This window comes from Arthrobacter sp. 10T44 (assembly GCF_056393885.1).
Window position 1 is genome coordinate 1 of record NZ_JBFTGT010000013.1, and the last position, 20,983, is coordinate 20,983.

Below are 20,983 nucleotides of genomic sequence, written 5' to 3' on the forward strand. Positions count from 1 at the left end.
TGGCACACTATTGAGTTCTCAAACAACAGACACACCCGGCACCACCCAAACCCAACGGTCCAGGATCGCTCCGGAGCAACTTTTCAAACTTACCCGAATCCATGAAGCTTTGCAAACCGGCGTTTCCGCCATTCACAATTCCACAGGGGTCCCCACCCTTATAAAGCGCGCAACATTCCGCGCCGTTTTCCAGGCCGTTTATCAGGGGGGTCGGTCGCTATCTTTCCGCTTCAGCGGCGGCGACTCGAACTACTTTACACACCAACCCGACCCCATACAAATCGGACCCCGCAAGCACCTCCCCGCGCCACAAACCCCGGAAATCCGCGCCAAAACGGCCCGCGGGGCGCGGGAAGTCGAGGTCCGGCATCCAAAGTCGTCGGTGTGGGCTCCGTCACCGGGCCACGCGTGGTGCCGACACCGTGGGCGGCGGTGGGCGGAGGCCGAGGGACGAGGAGCCGGCGTGCGCAACACCGGCTTAAACGCAAGAAGGGCCGGCAACCATTTGGTTGCCGGCCCTTCTTCAAGCCACTGGCTTCAGGAGTGCTGAATTACCAGGAAGACTTCGTGATGCCCGGGAGCTCACCGCGGTGAGCCATGTCGCGGAAGCGAACACGGGAGATACCGAACTTCTGGAACGTGCCGCGGGGGCGGCCGTCGATGATGTCGCGGTTACGCAGGCGGACCGGCGAGGCGTTGCGGGGCAGCTTCTGCAGGCCGAGGCGTGCAGCTTCGCGTGCTTCGTCGGTTGAGTTGGGGTCAACCAGAGCCTTCTTCAGTTCGAGGCGCTTTGCAGCGTAACGCTCGACGATGACTTTACGCTGTTCGTTCTTAGCGATCATTGACTTCTTAGCCATGTGTTTAGCGCTCCTCTCGGAATTCGACGTGCTGGCGGATTTTGGGATCGTACTTCCGCAGGACCATGCGGTCCGGGTCGTTACGACGGTTCTTGCGCGTCACGTAGGTGTAACCCGTGCCCGCGGTCGACTTGAGCTTGATGATCGGACGTACGTCCTTGTCCTTTGCCACTAGAGCTTCACTCCTCGTGCCAGGATGGCGGCGACGACTACGTCAATGCCGCGTACGTCGATGGTCTTGATGCCACGTGCAGAGACCTGCAGGGTGACATTACGGCGCAGGGACGGGACCCAGTAGCGCTTCTTCTGGATGTTCGGGTCGAACCGGCGCTTGTTGCGGCGGTGCGAGTGCGAAATGCTGTGTCCAAAGCCCGGCTCGGCTCCGGTCACCTGGCAGTGTGCTGCCATGACGACTCTCCTAATGAAAATAATATGAAACGGCTGGCGGAGTTCCGCATAGCCGTGCGATCGGCGGCGTCCGCAGCCAGCCCCACCTGCGTTCCGCAGCAGTCCGACAGCCGGCTGAACCGGCTGCAGTCCTCACTGCGGCGAAGATTGTGGGTCACAGGCACCGGGCGGCGATAACCAAAAGGAATCACTGCGAAGTGCCGGGATACTGGGCGAATACAGGAGTGCACGCAACTTGAGCCCCTAACTACCGGCCACCGGGAGTGCCTGATTCCTCAGCCATTTCCGCCAACCGGAGCAATTGCACACGCTCCGCGCCACCTAGCGCCTACCAAGTCTACGAGCTTGGCGAATTAAAGACCAATCCGGGCCCGCAGGGTGTATAAGCGGCGGCCGTCCCCGCGCAGGCAAGTCACATCAGCGGCGCAGTCCTTTCACAGCAAAATGAAAGGCAACGGGCAGATTCTGGATTCATGAACACACCAACCCAGACTGCCTTGCAGCCCGCGGCCCGACGGGCGCCTGCCGCCGGCAACCCCTTCAAGGGGCAGTACCGCAAACGGCTGTTCAAGGCAGACCTGCTCACCGTGATCGCATGGGCGTCGGTGGCCGGTGCCGTGGCGTTGTGGCTGGCCGACGGCGGCGTCGCCGGATTCTCAAGCGTCGCCGGAGCGTTCACGGCGATGGGGATCGTCGCGGGGCTCGCCGGGATGGACCTGGTGCTGCTCATGCTGCTCCTCGCCGCACGCCTCCCCGTCATCGACGGGGCTGTTGGCCATGACCGCGCCCTTGAATTCCACCGAAAACTCGGCAAGCCGTCCCTGTACCTACTGCTGGCGCACGGCGTTCTGATCGCGCTCGGCTACGGGCTGGCAGAGGGGCTTGACCCGATCAGCGAGTCAGTGGCCCTGTGGGTCAAGGTCCCCGACATGTGGCTGGCGTTCGTGTCCATGGCACTTTTTATCGCCGTCGTCGTCACCTCCCTGGTCGCCGTCCGCCGTCGGTTTCCCTATGAGTTCTGGTATGTCGTCCATCTGCTGACCTACGCCGCCGTGCTGACCTCACTGCCGCACCAGTTCAGCGTCGGTGGACTCTTCGCCGAAGGCACCTGGCAGCGCTGGTATTGGCTTGCGATCTGCATCGCGACGGGCGCCGCGCTGCTGCATTACCGGGTTCTCGAGCCCATTGTCGCCACGGTCCGGCATCAGCTGCGGGTAAGCCGGGTGGTGGCCGCCGGTCACGGCGTGGTCAGCATCGAAATGACGGGCCGGCATCTCGACGAGCTGGCCGGCAGCGGTGGACGGTTCTTCATCTGGCGCTTTCTCGCCCCGGGGCAGTGGTGGCACCCGCACCCGTTCAGCCTTTCCGCTGAGCCCTTGCAGTTCGACGCCGACGGCGGTGGCCGGCTGCGGATTACGGTCCGGAACCTTGGCAGGGGCTCCGCGAGCCTGGCCCGGCTGAAGCCCGGTACCCGGGTGGCAATCGAAGGCCCGTACGGGCTCTTCAGCACCGCCGCCCGCAGCCGGCAGCACGTTGTGATGATTGGTGCCGGCATCGGCATCACCCCCATCCGCGCGCTGCTGGAGAGCACTCCGTTCGCGCCGGGCGATGCGACCGTGATCCTCCGCGGCCACAGCCGGTCCGGTCTGTACCTCGGCGATGAAATCCTCGAGCTCTGCCAACGCCGTGGCGCGACCTTATTCCATCTGACCGGGCGCCGGCCGCGGGGCGTCCAAACCTGGCAACCGGAAACCGAAGCTCGCTCCGGTTACCGGCTGGCGAGCTACGCACCAAACCTCACCGACGCGGACGTCTACGTCTGCGGCCCCGCGGACTGGGCAAGAAACGTCCTGGATGACGCGCGCCGGGCGGGCGTGCGGGAAGAGCAACTCCACTACGAAAGGTTCGACTGGTGAGAATTCGCGCAGTAGTTTCAGCAACCCTGGCCTCGGTCGGGATCCTTGTGGCCGGCTGGCAGTCGGGAGCGCATGTAGCGAACACGGCCAGCGCCGTCGGCACCACGGCGGGCACCACCGGGTCGGGCTCGAGCGGTTCGGCGGGGAGTTCCGCGCCGTCCTCGGGAGCCACGGGAACCACGGGTTCCTCCAGCTCGACCGGCGCGGCAGCGAAGGCCGGAGGAACCTTTACCGGCGACGTCGTGCAGACCCGCTTCGGTCCGGTCCAGGTGCAAATCACCGTCAGCGGCGGCACCATCTCGGATGTCACCGCACTCCAACTCACCGACGACGGCGGCCGGTCGGTACAGATCAGCGACTACGCCGCACCCCTGCTGCGCGCTGAGGTGCTCCAGGCCCAGTCGGCCAACGTGCAGACCATCAGCGGAGCCACCGTCACCAGTGATGCTTACCTGACCTCGCTCCAGGCGGCCCTCGATGCAGCCCACGTCTGAGCTGGTCCGGCCGGAGCTGAAGGCCAAGACCTTCCGGTGCATGGGGACGGTCGTCAGCCTTACCGTTCCCCTCGGACCAGAGGACTGGACGGCGGACGCCGAAGCGGCGCTGGCGGAGGCCGCCGGCGTCGTCGAACGGCGTTTCGGGGAACTCGACGCCCGCTTCAGCCTTTACCGGCCCGGTTCCGAGGCCAGCAGGCTGGCGGCCGGGGAGCTCTCGCTGCGGGAGGCCTCGCAAGAACTCCGGGACTGCTACGCCGACGCGGCCGAATGGCGCCTCCAGACGGAGGGCGCGTTCACGCCGGAACGTCCGGACGGAGTGCCGGACCTTTCCGGGCTGGTGAAAGGGCTCGCGATCAAGGAAGCGGGGGCCCTCTTGCAGTCACGGGGGCTGGCCGACTGGTGCCTGAACGCCGGCGGTGACGTGTTGGTGGCCGGTTCACCCATCGTGGGCAGCCGGGCGGCGTGGCAGGCCGGCGTCGTGGATCCGCAGGACCGCACGACCCTGATCGCCGCTTACCCGTTGGGCGGCAGCACCGGCATCGGGGCCCTGGCCACCTCCGGCTCCGCCGAACGAGGTGACCACATCTGGACCCGCGGCTCCGGCGTCAGCGAGTTCAGCCAAGTCTCGGTCGCCGCGGCGGACATTCTCACCGCCGATGTGCTCGCGACCGCCATCGTGGCGGGCGGGGTCCGCATGCTCAACCGGGCGACGAGCGGCTGGGACGTTGAGGTGCTCGCCATTCGGACCGACGGGGGCATCCTCGCGACGCCGGGGTTCCGCGCCTGACTTGGGTTCGGCGCGGGCGCTCCCCCCACCCGTCGCTGTTGACCGGGCCGGCTACCCGCCCGCGGCTGGCAGCGCGTTCGACGCCGCAACACGCGAGTACCAAAGACCGCTCGCCTTGGGGATGCGGCGCTGCGTCTCGTAGTCCACCCGGACCAACCCGAAGCGCTGGTGATAGCCGAAGGCCCATTCGAAGTTGTCCAGCAGGGACCATGCGAAATATCCGCGGACGTCCACGCCGTCCGCCAGTGACTCGTGGACTGCCCGCAGATGTTGATCGAAGAACGCCAGCCGTGCCTGGTCATCCACGAAGCCATCTGCGTCCGGAACGTCTTCGAAGGCGGCGCCGTTTTCCGTGATGTAGATCGGGACCCCGGCCGGCCCGGTGTATTCACGCTGCAGCCGGTTCAGCAGCCGGCGGAGGCCCTCGGGCTGTATTTCCCAGCCCATTCCGGTGACGGGCAGTCCGCGGGGCACCTGCCGGACGCCGTCGGCCGCGACCAAGGGCGACGCGGGAGCTCCTCCGGCCGGTCCGGGGTGCGGCGCCGGATCCTTGGTGAATGCGTCCCCGTGGTAGTAGTTGACGCCCAGCAGATCGAGGGGCTGCGAAATGATGTCGAGATCCCCGGGCCGGACGACCTCGGCCATGCCGAGGTGGGCCACGTCGGCAAGCACATCGGCCGGGTATTCACCCCGGAACAGCGGGTCCAGGAACATCCGGTTCGACTGTCCGTCAACTCTCCGGGCGGCGTCGAGGTCCCCATCCCGGCCCGGGTCGGCCGGATCGGCCACCGTCAGGTTCAACGTGATTCCCAGGGTCGCCTCAGGATCCTGCCGGCGGAGCGCGCGGACGGCCAAGCCATGGCCCAGCAGCAGGTGGTGGACCGCCGCGAGCGCCGCGGCGGGGTCCTGCCGTCCGGGGGCGTGGATGCCCGCAGCATAGCCGAGGAAGGCCGAGACCCAGGGCTCGTTGAGCGTGGTCCAGATCCGGACCCGGTCACCGAGGGCCTCGTGCATCACCGCGGCATAGTCGGCAAAGCGCTCAGCCGTTTCCCGCGCGGCCCAGCCGCCCTTGTCCTCCAGCGCCTGCGGCAGGTCCCAGTGGTACAGCGTGATCCAGGGCGTGATGCCCGCAGCGAGCAGTTGATCGACCAGCCGCGAGTAAAACGCGATGCCCTCGGGGTTCGGCGTCACACCGTCGGGCATGCAGCGGGCCCAGGAGATGGAGAAGCGGTAGGCGGCCAGGTTCAGGTCCCGCATGAGCCCGACGTCCTGGGCCGAACGGTGGTAGTGGTCGCAGGCGACATCGCCGTTGTGCGCATCCGCGACCGCCCCGGGCACGCGGCAGAAGACGTCCCAGATGGATTCCCCGCGGCCTCCCTCGTGGGCGGCTCCTTCGATTTGGTAGGCCGCGGTGGCAGCACCCCACAGGAAGCCGGCAGGAAAGGTGAGGGGGCTGCTGTTCATCCTGTTACTGCTCCTTGGGGCGGGAGTGCGTCGGGCCAGAGGGCGTCGTACTAGAGACGGGTGAGCTGAGGATACCGCGGCGAGAGGCCGTCGCCGGAGGACTTGCCGGTGACCCGGCGCACCACCCAGGGCCCGGCGAACTCGCCCACCCAGCGGGCATTCGCACGGAGCGCCTCGGAGCGGCTGAGCTCCGGGACCGGCGTCATCGGCGGCACATCGATCGAGTGGTCGTGCTCCAGCACGGTGAGGACGCGCCTGGCCATGTTGGCATGGCCGGCAGCGGACATGTGCATCCGGTCGGTCGCCCACATGCCCCAGTCGTAGTACTCGTTGAAGCGCCAGTAGTCCACCAGCAGGGCATCGTGGTCTCCGGCGATGCCGCGGACAAGTTCGTTGTAGATGGCGGTCCGCCCCCGCATGGTCCCGAAGACTTTGGAGCCGCGCGCGTCGAAACCGGTAAACATCACCACGGTGGCACCGGTGGCCTTCAGTTTCCGGATGCCGGCGTCGTATTCCACCAGCAGGTCATCGATGTCGATCTTGGGACGGAGGATGTCATTCGCGCCGGCGTAGATGCTCACCAGGGTGGGTTTGAGTGCGACTGCGGCGTCCACCTGTTCGGCCATGATCTGGCGGAGCTTCCTCCCGCGGATGGCGAGGTTGGCGTAGCCGAAGCCCGGGTCGGCCGCGCCCAGCTGCTCTGCCACCCTGTCGGCCCAGCCCCGCACGCCGTTGGGGCGGGCCGGGTGGTCGTCGCCGACGCCTTCGGTAAAGGAGTCTCCGAGTGCAACGTAGCGGGCTGTGAAATCCATGGATTCAGTCTGCCAGAGCCCCCTGGGTGGGTCACACCGGGGAATCGCCGCAGCTGCTACTCGCGGATCCGGACCGCCGTTTCTCGCAGGTACTGCTCCACCCGGGTGTAAGCATCCCGGGTCAGGGCTTTCCACAAGGCAATGGCCAGGTGAGGGTCGGCGGCTTCCAGCTCGGCGATCGCCTCCACACTGAGCACCATGACCTCTACCGGCCCCACTGCCCGGACGGTGGTTTCCTGCCGGTTGCCGCTGCCCAGCGCCAGTTCGCCAAAGGTCATCCCGGCGCTGAGGGTGTTCAGCTTGACCCGGTCCGCGGTGGGCCCGGGCGACGTGCTGCTGACTTTTCCGGAGGTGATGAAGTAGACCCCGCCGAACCGCAAACCTACACGCCGGATTACGTCGCCGTCGCCATAGGATTTCGGCGTCATCAGCGCTTCCAGCGCCGCCGCCTCCGCTTCCTCCAGGGGCGCCAGCGCGGGCGAGGCGGTGACGGGAACGTGGTCCGGGATCAGCAGATGGTCCCCGTGGCGCTCCAGCAGGCGGTTTTCGCAGTATTCGACGGCGGCGCTCCGTGTTGTGAAGGACGGAACCGGGCGCTCGCTTGACGTTGCCAGGGCTTCGGTGACCGACCCGTCCGCCTCAACCAGCACCAGGTCGCGCCCGGCGTCGGCCATCCCCTGCCTCATTCTGGCCAGCGTACGCACTGCAACCTCGCTGACTTGGTCCGTGCGCCGCATGTCCAGGATCACCAGCGCGACGTCGTCGGCCAGGCCGCTGACCTCACGCACCATGGATTCAGTCCCGGCGAAGAGAAGGTCGCCGTTGAGTTCGATCACCCGGGCCCGGTGGCCGTGGGCACGCAGGACATCGGCGGCCTCGTCGTTGCGGCGGATGCCCGAGGGTGTTTCGGTGACGTCGTAGGCGGCGAGGATGGCGGACCGGCCCGCCCGGGCCGCCCGGACGAAGTGGAGTTCCATGTCGCGGGAGAGTCGCTGCGCGGTGGCCAGCCCGCGGACGCTGCTGCCGTGCTCATCCAGCGGCGGTGAGTAGACCGCCAGGCCCACCTGGCCGGGCAGCACGGCGATGATGCCGCCCGCTACCCCGCTCTTGCCCGGCATCCCCACGCTGCTGATCCAGGCGCCGGCGTCGTCGTACATGCCAGAGGTCATCATGACGGACAGCACTCGCTCCACCGGCCCGATCTCAAGCACCTGTTTGCCGCTGAGCGGGTTCCGGCCGCCGTTGGCCAGCGTGGCCGCCATGATCGAGAGGTCGAAGCAGTTGACCAGGACCGAGCACTGCCGGAAGTAGTCCTGCAGAACCGGTGTCGGGTCGTCTTCGATGATGTTGAAGGAGCGAAGCAGGTAGGCGAGGGCTGTATTGCGGTGGCCGTGTTTGAGCTCGGATTCGTAGACCTGCTCGTTGACCGAGAGCTGACGGCCTGCGAACCCGGAGTACGTGCTGAGTATCCGTTTGAACCCGGACTGCCCGCCTGATCCCCTAATCAGGGAGGTGGCGGTGAGGGCCCCGGCGTTGATCATCGCGTTGGCAGGCCGCCCCGTCCCTTCGGCGAGGGAGATCTCGTTGAAGGAATCACCTGACGGTTCCACGTCGACCTTGGCGTCCACGGCCTCGGCGCCAAGGTCCTCGAGTGCCAGTCCGTAGGTGAAGGGCTTGGAGATGGACTGGATAGTGAACTCCTCGCGGGTGTCACCGATTTCGTACACCTTGCCGTCAACGGTCGCGAGGGCGATGCCGAAGTTGTCCGGATCCACGTTGGCCATGGCCGGAATGCTGCTGTAAGGCTTGCCGTCCTTGAGCAGCGAGATCTCGGCGTGGATCTGGCGGAGATAGCTGTCGATCGGCGATTCCATAATGCCAAGACTAGGGGACACCGGGCCGCTGGCCGCCCCCGGGTCTCAGGCCCGTTTGTTCTCCCGCAGGATCCAGTGGCCGGCGTCGAGCCGGGACACGATCTTTTCGCCGATACGGGCCAAGGCCGCGATGTCGTCCGGATCGAGTGCGTCCAGGAACAGTGCGCGGACCGCTTCGACATGACCCGGGGCGAGCCCCTCGATGGTGGCCATGCCGGCCTCGGTGAGGTGTGCCGTGGTCACGCGGGCGTCGCCGGGGTGCGGCCGGCGTTCCAGCCATCCGCGGTTCTGCAGTTTGGTGACCACGTGCGAGAGCCGGGACAGCGAGGCGCTGGTGCGCGCCGCGAGTTCGCTCATCGGCAGGTACCGGCCCTCGGCTTCGGAGAGCATGGCCAGGACGTTGTAGTCGAACAGGGAGAGTTTCCCGGCCGCATGCAGCTGCGTGTCCAGCGCGGCGGGCAACAGCGTGTTGATGCTCAGCTGGGCTAGCCAGGCGCGGCGTTCGTCGGCATTGAGCCAGCGCGGTTCGGTCATGGCTCCATTCTAGGAGCCTCGATGCTTGACGGTTCAACATCGGGCCGGTTTTGGTTCCTGCCTTCTTGCCGCCCGGCGGTAGGCTGGCGCTATGTACGTAGTCTCCCTGACCTACAAGGTGCCCGAAGAGATCGTCGACTTCCACCTGCCGGCGCACGTCGCCTGGCTGCAGGATGCGTTCGACCGCGGCGTCTTTATGGTGGCAGGCCGCAAGATCCCCCGCACCGGCGGCCTCCTGCTGTCCAACGCGGACCGCGCCGACTTGGACGCGGCACTGTCCAAGGACCCCTTCTACGTCAACGGCGTGGCCGACTTCGACGTCGAAGAGTTCCACGCCAGCCGCGTCGCCCCCGGGTACGAAAACCTGCTGGACAGCTAGCTCAGCCGGCCAGCAGCTTTTTCAGCCCGCCTTTGCGCGGGACTCTCACCGGGTCCGGCCAGCGCGGCTTGAGCTCATCCCCCAGCGTGACGCCGCGCAGCTTGCGGCCAAAGAGGGGAAGCACCCAGTCGTGCACCCAGCGGCGCTGCCGGCGTTCCCAGTCCCGGAGCCCGAGCCGGTCCGGCGGCCCCCATTCCTTGGGGCTGATGTTGTGCGGCACGCCGAGCTGGTCCAGGACCTGCGCGGCAAGGTATTTGTGGCCGGCCTTGGACATGTGGAGCCGGTCCGCATCCCACATCCGCGGGTCGTGGAAGGCATCAAAGCACCAGTAGTCCACCAGCACCGCACCGTACCAGGCAGCCAGCTCCCGGACGCGCCGGTTGTATAGGGCGTTGCGCCGCTTCAGCGGCTCCAGCAGCACCGAGACCTTCACGTCAAAGCCCGTGAACAGCACCACCGTGGCTCCACTGGCGGCCAGCTTCGCCACCAGGAATTCGTAATCATCCATCAGGTCTTCGATGTCCGTTCCGAAGTCCAGGATGTCGTTGCCGCCGGCGTACAGGGTCACCAGGGTCGGTTCCATGGCAAGCGCCGGTTCCAGCTGCTCGCCGATGATGTGGCGAAGCCGTTTGCTCCGGATGGCGAGATTGGCGTACTCCCAGCCCGGCTCCGCCTTCGCCAGCTTCTCCGCAACCCGGTCCGCCCAGCCGCGGACCCCGTTGGGCAGGCGCTTGCTGTGGTCCCCCACGCCCTCGGTGAACGAGTCCCCCAGGGCGACGAAGAGCCGCCGTCCATGAGTGCCCGGGGCTGGAAGGTTCTCGGCCATGGCGCCACGGTAGTCCCGCCGGACGACGTCGGGGTTAACGTGGGGGGCACAACGGGTGCGGCGGTCCGGGGAATCGGCCTAGAGTTCCGCTTTCCCCAGCCGCCAGTACCCCATAAACGCGACCTGCTTCCGGTCGATCCCCACGTCCCGCACCAGGTAGCGCCGCAACTCCCTGACGGTGCCCGCCTCACCGGCGATCCACGCGTAGAACGGCAGGGCACCGGCCGGCTTGTCCGGGTTCCGGCCGGTCCTGATGGCCGTCGCGTCCAGCCGTGCCGGGGTTTCCCAGAGGATGTCCCGGTCCACGTTGACGTCCTCGAGGTCCGGTCCGACAGAGCGGGGCTGCGCGGTGGCAGCCACCCAGCCCGGCGGCGGCACGGCCGCACGAACAGCCGCCTGGAGGCGCGCCCCGTGCGGCAGGCGCCCGTGCGCACTCCCGCGGGCCAGCCAGGTGATGGCGACGTCGGCGGGTGAGACGAGGTCCTGGAAGTCGGCGGCGGAGGGCACCTCCAGCAGGGCCTGGCCGCTTAGGTGCGGCGGGAGGCTTTCCAGGATGGCCCCGATCGCCGGAACCGCGGTTTCATCCCCCGCCAACAGCACCCGCTGGGCCAGTCCCGGACGCCATTCAATGCCGGCGTAACTTTCCGCCGTGACACAGTGCGCAGCCCGGTTGTTGGGTCCGATCAGGACCAAGCCGTCACCCGGCCTTGCCCGGGCTGCCCACTCGGCGGCGGGGCCGCCGTGGCCGGACGCGTCGAGGTGCAGCACGAAGTCGACGTCGATCTCGGGGAAGACGGCATCCAGGCGCGCCTGCCGCACGGTGTAGGTGCGCATGGCGCCGCGGACAGCCGGGTCGAGGGCCAGCCATTCGCTGTACCAGGCGGGCTTCTCGGTCCGGAATTCGGGCAGCGGGATGTCGCGGCCGTCGGCGGCCCGGGAGGGAATCATGACCTTGATCCGCAGGTCCAGGGTGTTTCCGTGCACGCCGAAGTGCCGCAGCGAGTAGCCGCCGAAGGTGATCCGGCGGAAGTTCGGGCTGAGCTGTTCCACGGCGGTGACGCGGACGTCGAACGCCGCGGTCATGGGCTCGGCGGCGGGCAGAACTGTCACCGTCGCGGAGGCAGGGGACGGGGAAGGCGTTTCAGTCATGGGATCAGCTCCAGTTGCGGCTTCGGTGCTGCGGCGGAGGGGGCATGGGCGGAGGGGGCATGGGCGGAGGGGGCATGGGCGGAGGGGGCGGGTGCGGTGTGGTGGCGGCCGAGGGGGACGACCAGCGGTGTGCCTGAGGCGGGGTCGGGCACCACCCGGGATTCCAGTCCAAAGACGTCGCGGACTAAGGCCTCCGTGATAACAGCCCCGGAGTCCCCTTCGGCCGCGATCCGGCCGCCCTTCATGGCGATGACGTGGTCCGCGTAGCGTGCTGCGAGGTTGAGGTCATGCAGCACGATCGCCACGGTGGTGCCGCGCCGGCGGTTCAGGTCCGTCAGCAGATCCAGGACTTCCACCTGGTGCGCGAGGTCAAGGTAGGTGGTGGGTTCATCGAGCAACAGAACCTCGGTCTCCTGGGCCAGCGCCATCGCGATCCAAGCACGCTGACGCTGGCCGCCGGAGAGCTGGTCCACGGAGCGGTCCGCCAGGTCCAGGGTGTCAGTGGCGGACATGGCGTTGAGCACCGCGCGCTGATCGTCCGGGGATGCCCCGCCGGACCAGCCGCGGAAGAAGCCCTGATGCGGGAAGCGGCCGCGGCCCACCAGGTCCCGGACCGTGATGCCGTCGGGCGCAGTCGGGTGCTGCGGGAGCAGGCCGAGTACGCGGGCAACCTCGCGGGCCGGCCTCGTGTGGATGTCCTTGCCGCCAAGAGTCACTGTGCCGGACGCGGGTTTGAGCAGCCGGGACAGTGCCCGGAGCAGCGTCGATTTTCCGCAGGCGTTGGCTCCGACGATCATGGTGACTTTGCCCTCGGGAATCTCGGTGCTCAGGTCCTCGATGACGGTCCGCTGATCGTATTTCAGCGTCAGGCCGGAGGCGTTCAGGGTTGCCATCTCAGGCGTCCTTTCGGTTGGCGGTGACCAGGAGCCACAGCAGGAACGGTGCACCCAGGGCGCCGGTAACGACGCCGACGGGCAGTACGGTCCCGCCGAGCACGAGCGGTGCGAGGTTCGCCGCAAGGAAGTCTGCGGCCAGGACGATCAGCGCCCCGGCCAGAGCCGAGGCCGGCAGGCTCGCCTTGCGCACAAAGCGGCGGGAAATCGGACCGGCGAGGAACGCCACGAAGGCGACGGGTCCGGCTGCTGCGGTCGCCACGGCCGACAGGCCAACGGCGGCGACGACGACGGCGAGCCGGGTGCGGCCGACGCGGACGCCCAGGCCCGCAGCGGTGTCCTCGCCGAGTTCCAGGATGCGCAGCGGCCGCGCGAGGACCGCAGCTGCGGGGACCAGCACGAGCAGGGCAAGGCCGAGGACCCCGGCCCGCCCCCAGCTGGCGGCGTTGAGCGATCCGTTGAGCCAGACGAGCGCGTCGGCCGCCGTCCGGATGTCCGCCCGGGTCATGAGGAAACTGACCACGGCCTGCAGTGCGGCGGCAATGCCCACTCCGGCCAGGATCAGCCGGTTGCCTGCCGCGTCCCCGCGGCCTGCCGCGGCGCCGAGTGCCCCGCGCCGGGCGATTGCGTAAATGATGCCGGCAACGGCGAGCGCCCCGGCGAGTGCCGCTCCCGAAACCATGGCCCCGGACGCACTGAAGAGAACGACCGCGGTAACCGCCGCGGCGCTGGCGCCGTAACTGATTCCGATCACGTCCGGACTGGCCAAGGGGTTGCGCAGCATCGTCTGGAAGAGTGCGCCGGATAGGCCAAACGCCGCACCGACCAGGCCGCCCACGACAGCGCGCGGCAGCTTGTGCTCCATCACGATGAAGCTCGCGCCCGGGATCTTGGCTCCGCCGGTGAGGTGGGCGGCCAGAATCCGGAAGAAGTCCGGGACGGTGACGGTGTAGCTGCCCAGCAGGACGGCTGCGGCGAAAATTCCTGCCACGGCGAGGGCCAGGAGGGCCGTGCGTGGTGCGGTCTTCACAGCCCGGCCCCCTTGCTTCGGCGGACCAGCCAGATGAAAACAGGCGTACCAACCAGGGCTGTCATGATCCCGGCTGGAACCTCGCCGGGCAGCAGGACCACCCGGCCGGCGATGTCGGCGGCGAGCAGCAGCACCGGGGCCACAACCAGGGAGAATGGCAGGATCCAGCGGTAGTCGGGTCCGGTCAGGAAGCGGACGGCATGCGGAACCACGAGCCCCACGAAGCCGATGGGCCCCGCCAGGGCCGTTGCCGAACCGCAGAGCAGCACAACACCCAGGGCCGTGATGCCCCGGGTCAGGCCCACCCGCTGGCCGAGGCCGCTCGCGAGGTCCTCGCCCAGGGCCAGCCCGTTGAGGTGCCGGCCAGTCCCCAGCACAATGGCCGTACCGAGCAGCAGGAAGGGCAATCCGGCGTGGATCGCGGACCAGTCACGCCCGGCGATGCTGCCCACCTGCCAGAACCGGAAACGGTCCAGCGTGTCCTGGCTGGAGACCAGGATGACGTTCATGAGCGAATACAGCCCCGCGCTCAGGGCGGCGCCCGCCAGGGCAAGCTTGACCGGCGTCGCGCCGTCCCTACCCAGCGAGGCGATCGCGTACACGAGGGCGGCGGCCGCGGCGGCGCCAAGAAAAGCGAACCAGATGTATCCGGACAGCGTCGAAATCCCAAAGACGTAAATCCCGGTGACGACCGCCAGGGCCGCGCCGGCATTGACGCCGATGATCCCCGGGTCCGCGAGCGGGTTGCGGGCCACCCCCTGCATCGCCGCCCCGGAAAGCCCCAGGGCCCCGCCCGCGAGGAGGCCAAGGACGGTGCGCGGGATGCGGGCATGAACGACCGCGTGGTCGCCGTCCGCTGGATCAAACGCCGTCAGCGCCTCCCACACGGTCCCCAGGCTGAGGCCTCGGGCGCCAATGGCAAGCGATGCGGCGGCCACCATCGCCAGCACGACGACGGCGGCCAGCAGCCACGCGCCCCGGCGGGCACCGGAGCCACCGGACGATGCCGGTGTTTCCGCCCCGGCCGTCGCGGCAGGCGCGTCGGGACGCGCCGTCGTCGTGGGCATGGTCATCGAAGGGACCTATTTCCCCGCGCCGGCGGCTTTGTCCGCTGCGCCGGCCAGCTGCGGCAGGAAGGTGTCCAGCGCCCAGGGCAGGCTCAGTGGAGAGGACGCCGAGATGGACAGTGTGAGCGTGTTGTCCGAGTCGGCGACGAGCGCGCCGTTCTTGATGGCCGGGATCTGGCCCAGCAGGGCGTCGTTCTTGATGGAATCTGCGGTCTTCGCATCCGGGACCCAGCTCACGAAGACGTCCGAGCTGAGCTCGTTGGCCTTCTCGGCCGACCAAGGGATGAAGAATTCCTTGGAGTTCCTGGACTTGTCCGCCACGATGGGCGCCAGCTTCATGCCGATCTCACTGAGGAAGCGCGGGCGGTTGTCATTGGCGGTGTAGACATTGATCCCGTCGCTCTTGGCTGGCTCGAGGTTGCCGTAGATAAAGGTCTTGCCGGCGAGCTGGGGGTACTGCGAGACCTTGTCCTTGATGGTTCCTTCGGTGTCGGCAATGAGCTTGGAGGCCTCCGTCTCCTTGCCGAGCGCCTTGCCGATGATGGCCGTGGAATCCTGCCACGACGTGCCGTAGGCGACCTCGGGCTGGGCCACGACGGGCGCGATCTCGCTGAGCTTCTTGTAGTCCTCCTCCGTCAGGCCCGAATAGGCGCCAAGGATGACGTCCGGGTTGAGCTTGGCGATCTCGGTGAAGTTGATGCCGTCCGCCTCGGAGTACTGGGCCGGGGCTTTCGCCGAGCCGAACCCGGCGCCCAGCCTTTCCAGCGCCGCGTCCTTCCACGGCGTGGACCCCTGGGCGTTGCCGCCCCATTCGTTCTTGGGCACCCCTGCCGGGACCACGCCCAGGGCCAGGGCGACGTCGTCATTGACCCAGGAAACCGTGACGACGCGCTGGGGCTGGTCCTTGATGGTTGTCTCGCCGAAGACGTGCTTGATGGTCACCGGGAACCCCGAGCCGGCGGCCGGAACGGGGGCGGTCGCCGTCGTCGACGCCGGTCCGGTGGAACAGGCCGCCAGGCCCAACCCCACGGCGGCCAGGAGCGCCACGGCCCTGAGTGCTTGGCGGCTTAGGCGACGGAGGGTGGGGCGGCCCGAGGGGCGGGGGAAGTCGGCGGAAGCCACGGAACTCCTTAGGTAAGTGATGCGAACCTAAGTAAGGCTAGCCTATCCTTTGTCTAATTACGCAAGACTTCAGTAACGTAATCACCCTGAGGGCTCGCTGCGCGGGTGTGGCTTGAAACTGGACAGGCGTCAGGGAGGTTTGCAAGGATTGGCCCGACCCGTGAATCCGAACCGGCCGTGGAATTGTGAACTTTGATGGATAGGGGAAGTGAGCATGCGCATCGCAATGATGACTGCTGCCACGGTCAGCGGGGGTGGCCTCTTTGGCCTGCTACGCGGCCGCACAGTTGCCAGCCCTTCCCCGGCAATCCGGTCCCGGCGCGGACTGATTCCGCGGTAACGCCCGGTCCCAACCGGAGTCGAAGGCTGGCAGTCCCCTGCCCACTTACCGGCCCTGGCGCACTTCTTCCCCGCCTGGCTGGAACCATCCGATTCCGAAAGATTCCGTCATGCAAAAACTCACTGCCCAGCAGATCCGCACGTCCTTCATCAATGCGAGCCGGTCAGAAGCCGCCAAACTCAACCTGCCCAAGAACTTCGACATCCTGGACTGGGAAAGCCTGGACTTCCTCGGCTGGCGAGACGGGAAGATGCCGCTGCGCGGCTACCTGGTGCTGCCCGGCGCGAACGGTCCCACCGGAATCATGCTCCGGGCCCCTGAAGGCGGCGCCAAGAAAAACCGCTCGGTCCTGTGCGAGCTGTGCCGCGACATCTTCTCCAAGGACGACGTCCTGCTCTGGGTGGCCAAGCGTGCCGGGCAGTCCGGCCGCAACGGCAACACGGTGGGCACCCTGATCTGCGCCGAATTCGGCTGCTGCCGCAATGTGCGGGTAGAACCTCCGGTGAACGAGATCAACCCGGATCCGGCCGCCGTCGTCCGCCGACAAATCGACGGCCTGGCGGGACGGACCGCGCAGTTCCTGGACCGCGTCCGGGGAACGTAGCGCCGGCAACCGCAGCGCCGGCTGCCCTAACAGGTCAGCGCAGGACGATGTCCACCGGGTTCGCCTCGGAGCGCCATGTGCCCTCCGAGGCGGACCCCGGGGCGATCACCGGGGCCGTCAGGACGCCGGAGCGGTTGGTGCGCTTGTCCCGGAGGATCTCGGTGACCGAGCCGAGGTGCCGGGACAGGTCGATCACGTTTTCCGGCGCGGCCAGGAGCAGCTGGAACCCGAACTCGTGCAGCGCCTTGATGCCGGCGCCGGCGAATTCCTCCGAGGCCAGCACGAAGGCCTCGTCCATCATCACCGTGCCGTACGTGGTGAAGCCCTGCTCCGCGATCCCCAGCTGGTAGCTCAGTGCCGCGGCCATGATGAAAGCCGTGAAGCGCTGCCGCTCGCCGCCGGACATCGAGCCGGTGTCCGCGTGCATGAAGACCTCGGTCTTCTTCTTCCCGCCCTTCGCCGCCGCCTTGGAACCGGACCCCTGCACCTCGCGATGCTCCTTGCACTGGATAAAGAGATGGCCGCGGACGTCCAGCACCTCGGCGCGCCAGCGCCGGTCCTCGGGAGTCTGCGAACCGAGCCGCTTCACGAGCGTTTCGAGTGACTTGTAGCGGCTGGTGAGCTCGGCGTCCTCGTCCGTCTCCGTCCCGGGCGCCCCGGCGGCAGGCACGGCAGCTTTCCCCGTCCGGGTGTGGCGGACCTTCAGCGCGTTTTGGATTGCGTCTTTGAACTGCTTCGCCGTGGCGGGGAGGGTCTGCTTGATGTCGAGTTCCAGGAAACTGCCCTCGTGGAAGTTCACCTCGGAGAGGATGCCGTTCAGCGGCAGGATCCGGCTGGTGATGGAGCGGCGTTCCTCGTCCAGCAGGTGCAGCAGCGTGCTGAAGGATTCGTGCGTGCGCTGGTTGAAGAACTGCCGGAACTCGGCCTCCTGCGCGGGCAGTCCGTCGCTGACAATCGCGTGGTAGCGGGCCTCGAATTCCCCCGCGGCGCCGATCGAAGTGCCGTGGTCCGCGGAGATCGCCGTGCCCCATTCGCGGACAAAGCCCTCGAAGATGCGCGTGAGCCGTTCCGAGGTGGCCTGCCCGCGGGAGTCGGCCGCGTGCAGCTCGGCCAGCAGCCGGGTCCGGACCTGGTTGGCCAAGTTGTCCAGTTCGTGCATCTCCAGCACCTCGCCGAAGTCCGTGAAGTACGGCGCCAGCGCCTCGACCGTGGCGTCCGACGGCGGTTGCTGGGCCAGGCGCTGCCGTGCGGCGTCCAGCAGGGAGTCAGCCGAGGTGAGCTGCGCATCGAGGGCCTTGTACTCGCTTTGCAGCACGGCGGCGGCCTCGGTGCTGGACTGGTGCTTCTGCCGGGCGGCCTCGATGTTGGCACGCAGCGGTTCGAGATCGGCCTGCGCGGCCAGGGCGTCCTTGAGCCGCTGCTCGATCCGGGCGAGCTCGTCGGCTGCGACCGCTGCCGAAACCTGCTCCCAGGTCCGGTGGTCATCCGCCACACGGCGCAGCGCGTCGAGCTGTCGGGTCATGCCCTGGTGGGATTCTTCCCGGCTTTGGGCCAGTTCGGCCGCCTTGGCGAGTTCCTGCTGCAGGTCCTCGACCTGCGCCGCGACAAGTTCGAGCTTGGAGGCGTTGTCGAAGCCGAGGACGTAGTCCTGCCGGGAGGTGAAGCGGTCATCCTTTTCCACCGTGTGGCGGTTGCGCTTGACCACTCCGCCTAGGCTCAGTCCCTTGTCCAGCCGGGCCAGCTCGTCCGGGTCCTCGACGCAGGGGTAGGCGAAATCGAGGGCGATCCGCTCCCGGATCCATTCGCCCGGCTCGGCGGCCGGCCCGGCGGTAAGGATGTCCAGTTTGGTCAGCAGCTCGCCGTCGGCGGCGTCCTGCACGGCCAGCGCACCGCCGGCGAGCGGCTTCGAGACGTCCACGGCGCGCAGCGCGCCGCGGACCGGGTGGTCGTTGAGGTAGCGGGTGACGGCGGCGAAGTGCTCGCCCGGAACCAGCAGCGTGGTGGCCAGGCTGCGCAACGCGCGCTCGGCCGCCGGACGCCACTGCTCTTGGCCGTCGGCGAGGTCGATCAACTCGCCGCCGAAGGGCATCTGCTCCTCGGGAACACCGGTGGCGGCCGCGATGGCGCTGCGGTTTTCGATGCTCGACGGCGGCAGCAGGGACTTGCGCGTCTTGAGCGAGACCAGTTCCTGCTGGGCCGCGGCGAGTTCCCGCTTCCTGGTCGCGTGGCCGTCGAAGGCCTCGAAGCGCAGCTCCTTGAGCGCTTCCGAGTCGTCCTTGAGCTCGGCCGAGCGGGCGGCGGCGTGCTCGTGCGCCTGCTCCCAGCCGGCGGCGGTCCATTCGAGCTCCAGGCCGGCGTCGGTCAGGGCCTTGCGGGCGGATTCCTCCACCTGCTGGCGGAGTTTGAGGCCCACCCGGGCGTTCTCCAGCGACTGCTCGATCGCGGAGATCGCGTTGCCGCCCTGGTTGTTGTAGTCCGCCTCGAGCTGGCGCAGTTCCTTGGCCAGGCCGTCGCGGACGCCGCGTTCAGCCCCCAGTTCCTTTGCTTTCGCCTGGGCCAGGTCCTTGAACCGGGCGAGCGTCTTCTCGTGCACGGTGACGGCGAGTTGCTGCTTATAGGCCTCGAATTCCTCGCCTGCGAGCTCCCGGAGCCGGTTCGCGTCGAGCAGCGACTGCGCATACTCCTTGTTCAGTCCGGGGACCGGAGCGAGCTGGTCGCGCTGCTGCCGGACGTCCTCGAGCCGCTGCCGGATGGACATCAGGTTGCTGAATTCCTCGACGACGTCGTCCGCGGCGGCCAGCGTGGCGGGCGCATCCAGGACCTGGTCGCGGAAGAAGGTGTTGACGCTACCGCCAAGGCCCTTTCCGGCCTGGATGACGCGCAGCAGCGGGAGCGCCTGGTCCGAGTTGATCCCCAGCAGGCGGCGGAAGCGCTCCGCGAAGGCCTTGTGGACGTCGAAGATCTGCGCCTCCGGGAAGAGCGCGTCCAGCGCCGACCTGGTGAACCGCTTCTCCGCGATGCCCTCAAGCGCGGCCAGGTCCAGCGGCCTGTTATCGATCAGGTAGTACCGGCCCACACTGGACTCGGTGCCGTTCTTCGGCAGGTCGAACAGCGCGGAGATGGTCACGCGGGTGCCCGCGGCATTGTCGAAGGTCAGTGCGACGGCGGACCAGGTGGCCCCGGGGCGCTGGAAGGCACTCGCCGAGCCCTCGCCGACGGCCTTGTCCCCCACCTTGCCGCGCATGTACGTGAACGTGGTCCGCTTGTCCTCGACCGCGCCGCCGGCACGCTGGGCGGCGGCCTCGTTGGAGCGCGGCCGGGCGTCGAAGACCCGCAGCATGGCGTCGAACAGCGTGGACTTGCCGACGCCGGAGTTGCCGGTCAGCAGGGTGCCGTTGCGGTCCACATGCATCGTGTGGGCGCCATGGAACGTGCCCCAGTTGACGACCTGGACGAGGGCGAGGCGCATCTGGCCGGGGTTGGTGAGCTCACCCATTGGCAGCATGGTCGCGATGCTCACTTGACTTCCTCCGCTTCTTCAGTGTGGTCGCCTTGCGCGGCCCCACCGGCGACATGCTCTGCATGCTCGCTCGTTCCTCGCTTAGACGCATGCTGCCGCATGTCCCCGGCGTCGCCGTCGTCGTCCGAGTCGTCCTCCTCCGGATGCTCGCCGTCGAGTTCCAGAAGGGGTTCGGTGCCGGAGGGGTCGGTGGAGGCGGCGATCAGGGCCTCGATCTGGGCCGGGATGTCGCCGATGTTTTCGAAGGGGAGGGCGAGCGGGAGGGCGCTGGAGATGGTGTAGACCTCGTCCAGGCCGGTGGTGAGGAGGAGCTGGCGGGCCAGGAGCTTGGTGATGGCGCGATTGACGACGTCGGAATCGCGCAGGGCGTCCTGCTGGCCGGAGGGCTGGTAGTGGGCCACGAGGTCGGCGATTTCCTCCCGCGTGATCGTGGGGTCGGTCTGGGCCGTGACATGGCGGTCCAGCAGCAAGCGCAGGCGGAGCAGCACGATGGTTTCGACCCGGCTCAGGGCCCGCTGTTGGCGCAGGATGCTGGAACGGGTGCTGCCGCCGATCGCCTCGGGGTCCACCGGGCGCAGCACCGCGACCTTGCGTTCGTGGTCCAGCTGAAGCGTCAGGAAGAGCTCGGAGAGCCGGCTGCGCAGGATCAGCTGGTTGTCCAGCAAGGTGGTCCACAGCTTCTCGTCCCGGCCGCCGTCGATGTACGGGCCTTTGAGGAGCTTCACGAGGGCCTGGCGGACCTTCATCGGGAGCACACCGGTGTCCCCCGGGAAGAGGGCGGCGCCGTCGACGAAAGTGTCCCGCGGGGTGACGGTGAAGGGGTCGGCGGGCACGTGCTGAGGCTCCTGCTGCGGCTCCTGGTCCGGCTCCAGCTCGTGCACTTCCTGGGAAAGTTCGGTCATCT

The 20,983-nt window shown here is 67.9% G+C and carries 20 protein-coding genes; 5 read left to right on the forward strand and 15 right to left on the reverse strand.

Annotated features, from left to right (window positions below; genetic code table 11):
- Positions 1-551 precede the first annotated feature (551 nt).
- Genes rpsN through rpmB form a run of 3 tightly spaced genes read right to left on the reverse strand, consistent with a single transcriptional unit; the run spans position 552 to position 1,265 of the window.
- A complete protein-coding gene (gene rpsN / locus AC1DBL_RS16285) occupies positions 552-857 on the reverse strand; it encodes a 30S ribosomal protein S14 (RefSeq protein WP_043485315.1) in 306 nt (101 codons plus the stop codon).
- A gap of 4 nt (positions 858-861) precedes the next feature.
- Positions 862-1,029 carry a 50S ribosomal protein L33 gene (gene rpmG, locus AC1DBL_RS16290; protein WP_056737121.1) on the reverse strand — a complete coding sequence of 56 codons (168 nt, stop codon included), beginning with the start codon at positions 1,027-1,029 and terminating at the stop codon, positions 862-864.
- Positions 1,029-1,265: a 50S ribosomal protein L28 gene (rpmB, locus tag AC1DBL_RS16295; protein WP_011693744.1), complete on the reverse strand. Its 237-nt coding sequence runs from the start codon at positions 1,263-1,265 to the stop codon at positions 1,029-1,031. The genes rpmG and rpmB overlap by 1 nt, the downstream gene beginning before the upstream one ends.
- Positions 1,266-1,738: 473 nt before the next feature.
- On the opposite strand from rpmB, the gene AC1DBL_RS16300 reads away from it, so the two are divergent.
- Genes AC1DBL_RS16300 through AC1DBL_RS16310 form a run of 3 tightly spaced genes read left to right on the forward strand, consistent with a single transcriptional unit; the run spans position 1,739 to position 4,465 of the window.
- On the forward strand, positions 1,739-3,181 hold the full coding sequence (locus AC1DBL_RS16300) for a ferredoxin reductase family protein (protein ID WP_476926479.1): 1,443 nt from the start codon (positions 1,739-1,741) through the stop codon (positions 3,179-3,181).
- Entirely contained in the window at positions 3,178-3,675 is a 498-nt protein-coding gene (locus AC1DBL_RS16305) for an FMN-binding protein (protein ID WP_476926480.1), read from the forward strand. Before AC1DBL_RS16300 ends, AC1DBL_RS16305 begins: the two co-directional genes overlap by 4 nt.
- Positions 3,659-4,465 (forward strand): FAD:protein FMN transferase, encoded by an 807-nt coding sequence (locus tag AC1DBL_RS16310; protein WP_476917595.1) that lies wholly within the window; start codon positions 3,659-3,661, stop codon positions 4,463-4,465. The genes AC1DBL_RS16305 and AC1DBL_RS16310 overlap by 17 nt, the downstream gene beginning before the upstream one ends.
- Before the next feature lie 51 nt (positions 4,466-4,516).
- Here the strand turns inward: AC1DBL_RS16310 and AC1DBL_RS16315 are convergent, their stop codons facing one another.
- The 4 genes from AC1DBL_RS16315 to AC1DBL_RS16330 are packed head-to-tail and all read right to left on the reverse strand — an operon-like array spanning position 4,517 to position 9,149.
- Positions 4,517-5,929 (reverse strand): GH1 family beta-glucosidase, encoded by a 1,413-nt coding sequence (locus AC1DBL_RS16315; RefSeq protein WP_441419300.1) that lies wholly within the window; start codon positions 5,927-5,929, stop codon positions 4,517-4,519.
- Between the two features lie 50 nt (positions 5,930-5,979).
- Positions 5,980-6,741, reverse strand: coding sequence for an SGNH/GDSL hydrolase family protein (locus AC1DBL_RS16320; protein ID WP_476926481.1), 762 nt, complete (start codon positions 6,739-6,741; stop codon positions 5,980-5,982).
- A gap of 56 nt (positions 6,742-6,797) precedes the next feature.
- The gene (gene glsA / locus AC1DBL_RS16325) at positions 6,798-8,615 is read right to left on the reverse strand and encodes a glutaminase A (RefSeq protein ID WP_476926482.1); all 1,818 of its coding nucleotides are present in this window, start codon (positions 8,613-8,615) and stop codon (positions 6,798-6,800) included.
- A 45-nt stretch (positions 8,616-8,660) separates the two neighbouring features.
- Complete coding sequence (locus AC1DBL_RS16330) at positions 8,661-9,149, reverse strand: MarR family winged helix-turn-helix transcriptional regulator (RefSeq protein WP_441419297.1); 489 nt, start codon at positions 9,147-9,149, stop codon at positions 8,661-8,663.
- 91 nt (positions 9,150-9,240) lie between these two features.
- On the opposite strand from AC1DBL_RS16330, the gene AC1DBL_RS16335 reads away from it, so the two are divergent.
- Entirely contained in the window at positions 9,241-9,528 is a 288-nt protein-coding gene (locus tag AC1DBL_RS16335; protein ID WP_441419296.1) for a YciI family protein, read from the forward strand.
- Position 9,529: 1 nt separating this feature from the next.
- Here the strand turns inward: AC1DBL_RS16335 and AC1DBL_RS16340 are convergent, their stop codons facing one another.
- The 6 genes from AC1DBL_RS16340 to AC1DBL_RS16365 all read right to left on the reverse strand — a co-directional run bounded on the left by AC1DBL_RS16340 (position 9,530) and on the right by AC1DBL_RS16365 (position 15,540).
- Positions 9,530-10,354: an SGNH/GDSL hydrolase family protein gene (locus tag AC1DBL_RS16340; RefSeq protein ID WP_441419295.1), complete on the reverse strand. Its 825-nt coding sequence runs from the start codon at positions 10,352-10,354 to the stop codon at positions 9,530-9,532.
- Between the two features lie 78 nt (positions 10,355-10,432).
- On the reverse strand, positions 10,433-11,503 hold the full coding sequence (locus AC1DBL_RS16345) for a siderophore-interacting protein (protein ID WP_476926483.1): 1,071 nt from the start codon (positions 11,501-11,503) through the stop codon (positions 10,433-10,435).
- The gene (locus AC1DBL_RS16350) at positions 11,500-12,396 is read right to left on the reverse strand and encodes an ABC transporter ATP-binding protein (protein ID WP_476926484.1); all 897 of its coding nucleotides are present in this window, start codon (positions 12,394-12,396) and stop codon (positions 11,500-11,502) included. The genes AC1DBL_RS16345 and AC1DBL_RS16350 overlap by 4 nt, the downstream gene beginning before the upstream one ends.
- A 1-nt stretch (position 12,397) precedes the next feature.
- A complete protein-coding gene (locus AC1DBL_RS16355; RefSeq protein WP_476926485.1) occupies positions 12,398-13,426 on the reverse strand; it encodes a FecCD family ABC transporter permease in 1,029 nt (342 codons plus the stop codon).
- Positions 13,423-14,499, reverse strand: a complete 1,077-nt coding sequence (locus AC1DBL_RS16360) for a FecCD family ABC transporter permease (RefSeq protein ID WP_476926486.1) — start codon at positions 14,497-14,499, stop codon at positions 13,423-13,425. The genes AC1DBL_RS16355 and AC1DBL_RS16360 overlap by 4 nt, the downstream gene beginning before the upstream one ends.
- 9 nt (positions 14,500-14,508) lie before the next feature.
- Positions 14,509-15,540: an iron-siderophore ABC transporter substrate-binding protein gene (locus tag AC1DBL_RS16365; RefSeq protein WP_476909683.1), complete on the reverse strand. Its 1,032-nt coding sequence runs from the start codon at positions 15,538-15,540 to the stop codon at positions 14,509-14,511.
- 524 nt (positions 15,541-16,064) lie between these two features.
- Here AC1DBL_RS16365 and AC1DBL_RS16370 point away from each other — a divergent pair.
- Positions 16,065-16,559, forward strand: a complete 495-nt coding sequence (locus AC1DBL_RS16370) for an FBP domain-containing protein (protein WP_441419290.1) — start codon at positions 16,065-16,067, stop codon at positions 16,557-16,559.
- A 34-nt stretch (positions 16,560-16,593) separates the two neighbouring features.
- Here AC1DBL_RS16370 and AC1DBL_RS16375 read toward each other — a convergent pair whose 3' ends face one another.
- Complete coding sequence (locus tag AC1DBL_RS16375; protein WP_476926487.1) at positions 16,594-20,079, reverse strand: ATP-binding protein; 3,486 nt, start codon at positions 20,077-20,079, stop codon at positions 16,594-16,596.
- Positions 20,076-20,981 carry a DUF4194 domain-containing protein gene (locus tag AC1DBL_RS16380; protein WP_476926488.1) on the reverse strand — a complete coding sequence of 302 codons (906 nt, stop codon included), beginning with the start codon at positions 20,979-20,981 and terminating at the stop codon, positions 20,076-20,078. Before AC1DBL_RS16380 ends, AC1DBL_RS16375 begins: the two co-directional genes overlap by 4 nt.
- Between the last annotated feature and the right edge of the window lie 2 nt (positions 20,982-20,983).